At 51.5% G+C, this 3,211-nt stretch carries 4 protein-coding genes; all 4 read right to left on the bottom strand.

The genetic code is table 11. The features are described from left to right. Positions 1–218 precede the first annotated feature (218 nt). Positions 219–362, bottom strand: a complete 144-nt coding sequence (locus RMSM_RS40725) for a hypothetical protein (protein ID WP_160168242.1) — start codon at positions 360–362, stop codon at positions 219–221. 142 nt (positions 363–504) lie between these two features. Then, the gene (locus RMSM_RS06395) at positions 505–1,317 is read right to left on the bottom strand and encodes a site-2 protease family protein (RefSeq protein WP_008693180.1); all 813 of its coding nucleotides are present in this window, start codon (positions 1,315–1,317) and stop codon (positions 505–507) included. Between the two features lie 50 nt (positions 1,318–1,367). Next, a complete protein-coding gene (locus RMSM_RS06390) occupies positions 1,368–2,294 on the bottom strand; it encodes a hypothetical protein (RefSeq protein WP_008693178.1) in 927 nt (308 codons plus the stop codon). A gap of 197 nt (positions 2,295–2,491) precedes the next feature. After that, positions 2,492–3,211 (bottom strand): ZIP family metal transporter (locus RMSM_RS06385; protein WP_052031520.1); only part of this gene is annotated, 720 nt, incomplete at its 5' end.

The raw sequence follows: 3,211 nt of genomic DNA, 5'->3' as shown, positions 1-3,211 counted from the left end.
GCAGCTTTCTTAGGTGCTGCCTTCTTCGTAACTTTTTTCTTGGTTGCTTTTTTCTTGGCCACGTTCTTCCTCCGCGAGAAAGGGCACGTTAGTGAGTCCTTGTGACTTTATTAGAACAGCGTTCTAAAAGTCACCGGCCACGGCTCACCAATCGTGATTGGAAGTTGAATCTCAGAGCGTTGATGATCCACATCAACATTGCTCTTGCTTTCAACCGTTTAGAAACTGCGCGTAACTGTACGCGCTTCTGAGAATTCCGCAACATCTTTTTCATGAAAAAAGTGCTTGCGATGTAATTTTTTTTTGGTAAGTGAACGTGCTTTTGATGCTTCGATTTGAGTCATCACAGATAAAAACTGCATCGAATTATCTTGCCTGGACCCTGTTTCTGTCGTTTGCACGTACCTGTTTCCTCGTTTGCACGTAATTGAAATTCAACTTCGGTAACACAGGCCACATCACTGCAAAAAAACTTGTGCTTGAATCGCAAAATTTGCAAATGAATTAGCGCCAACGCCCTGTCTGTTGCAACATTTGGTAATTGCTAAATGCTAATGACAAAAACAAGATGCCCATGAACGTTTGATGCTGCTTGAATGCGTACAACGTCAACAATCCTGCGCTGATCACACTGATCCACAACGCTTGCTCACGATAACCACCATTGATCAACACCAATGAGTTCATGATCCGGCCACCATCAAGCGGCCATACGGGTACTAAATTCAACAGCGCCCACAAGACACTTGGGAAAATGTAAAACAAAACAATCGCATACAAACCATGACTTGTGATTGGATCTCCTTCCATCACACCTGGGATTTTTGCCAATCCAAGCGGTACGACGCTGTCGACAATCGCAAGTGCTTCGATACGAAAGCCTGCGACTTTTAGTCCCCCAACTAACAACAATGCGGACACGATTTGAGCAAGCGGGCCGGCCAACGCGACCCACAAATCTTGCTTTTCCGTCAATCGTCCTGCGGATCGTCCCATGCCAAACGAGCTGGTCGGGATCGCAAGCCCACCAAAGTGATACAGCACGATCGAAGATTGAATTCCAAACTGACGAAATGCAAACGCATGTCCCAGTTCGTGGATCAAAATCGACACCAACATGCACAATGCCCAAAGGAATAGCAGCGGCAATTGCCCGGGGCTGCCTTCGCCCGAATTGAGGAACATGTTGTCGACGCCACGGACCAAATAAAATCCAAAAATCAACGCACCAAGCCAAAACGACCAGGCAATTCGGATTGGAAATCCAAATAGCTCAAAACGAAGGTCGTAATCGGATACCGGGGGATCTTGAAGCATCAGATCTGCAGTGTGGGGGGGGATGGAAGGGGTGAAAATCAATCGATGCGTTAGTCTAACAGCTTGTCTTCTTTGGCGGCGCCGGAGTTCGCTTGAATCTCGTTCGCTTCGTTGCTTGGGTTGGATGCCATCGTCGTCAGTGGCAATCCCATTGACGCCAGATTCGCTAGATGGCTCTTCCACGCGATGCGATGAGGTTCGCCAATAGGACTCTCGGATTCGTTTAAACCGAGCGACAGCACGCGTACACGGTCGTGACGGACTTGTTTATCAACCAGCGGCATGTCGAGTTCTGTTGATCGCGTGGATTGCTCCATCGCGACTCGTTGCTCTGCCTTCCATGCACACGCGATCCGGTGCAGAGCGACCACTCGAAACCAGTGCCATGGTTTTTCGACTAGCACATGGTGTTGGCACCAATTCCAATCGACAAATTTTTCCAAATCCGCGGGTTGGATCAAGAAACATCGTATGCACTTTTTGCGTACCGCTTGGCGGTCTTCGCAGGTCATCACAAACAACCACGCTTTGCGTGGAAAGGGGGTAGTCGCCAACAAGCCGGCGATATGACCGACCGCATCGTTGAGCAGTTCGAAACCAAGTGTCCCCTCGGTCTTTAAAATAGGATCGTCCAGCGTGGTTTGTTCGGCAATTTTTTTGACGACGTCCCGCACCGCTTCGTTGTCGTACAGATCATTTAACGTGATCTTGGGGGCGACATTGCGGAACAACAACACGACGTCATCGGCATGCCCCGCGACAGGACTCAGGTGATGCATCTGAAAAATAAAGTCATCCGAATCGCCCGATTGCATCCGCTGCAGTGCATTGAGTCGCCGCCGAAACAGCAGGAACCAACTTGCCGCAAAGCCACTGAGAAAGCCCAGCGCCTTGCCAATCAGCTCAGGAACCAAGCGTTCCCACTGGAGACTCTCAAACCAGTCCATCACAAATTGCCAGTCCATCAGGAATTGCACGTTAGCTTCCTCGGAACGCGGGGGTGACAGGAACGCGGGGATGACAGGAATGCGGGGATGACAGGAACGCGGGGATGACAGGAACGCGGGGATGACAGGAACGCGGGGATGACAGGGCATGAGGGGGACAGGACGCGTTTGATCGCATGCGTTGCCGCGAGTCCGCTCTCGTTTTCCATATCGTGCAACCCATGCGATTAGGGCTGCACGTTCTCAATCAACGGCGGAATCTCAGCCTTCGCTGGCGGAACAGCCGGATTATGGCTGTGGCCTGGCAAACTTTCGATTCCAACGGCCAACGCTACACCGATCAGAAGCGCCGCGGTCAATTTGAAACGGTCATGGTCATGAAAGGCAACTTCGGGCAGCAGGTCGGACAATGAAATGCAGATGAAAAATCCCGCTGAGATTGCCAAGCCCCAACCCAACAAGGTGCCATCGGTGGAAAGTTGATTCGCACCGATATAAAACGCGATCGCACCGAGCGGACATGCCAACGAGAATGTCAGATTGACCAAACTCTGCTGGGTGGGCGTCCAGCCGCCTTTCTTCATCACCGAGGTGATCGCAAACGCATCTAACGGCTTGTGCAGCACCACGGCGAGAAACGTGCCCAAACCGGCAAGCCCCAGCCATGGGTTGTGGTGCGATTCGGCCGTCACGCTGGCGGCAAGCGCCACACCGTCCATCAACGTATGCAATCCGAGTCCCAACAACATGCCCAACCAACCGATGTCCTTGGCGTGGTTATGTTTTTCATGCGAATCATGTTCATGCGATCCATGGTTGTGCGTGTGATCATGCGGATGCGAATGCCCATGATCATGCGAATGGGGATGACTGTGTTCATGTTCGTCGCCGGTTTCTGATTCGGGGCCTAAGCCCCCCGGGGTTTCGATCGAACCGTGAGCGTGAGT

Origin of the sequence: Rhodopirellula maiorica SM1 (assembly GCF_000346295.1) — a bacterium.
GTDB classification, from domain to species: domain Bacteria; phylum Planctomycetota; class Planctomycetia; order Pirellulales; family Pirellulaceae; genus Novipirellula; species Novipirellula maiorica.
The sequence above is the reverse complement of the archived record's forward strand: the minus strand, read 5'-3'. Positions and strand labels throughout refer to the sequence as shown.

Coding starts and splice junctions, on each gene's coding strand:
- RMSM_RS40725 (WP_160168242.1), bottom strand. CDS start 362: ATGCAGTTTTTATCTGTGATGACTCAAATCGAAGCATCAAAAGCACGT.
- RMSM_RS06395 (WP_008693180.1), bottom strand. CDS start 1,317: ATGCTTCAAGATCCCCCGGTATCCGATTACGACCTTCGTTTTGAGCTA.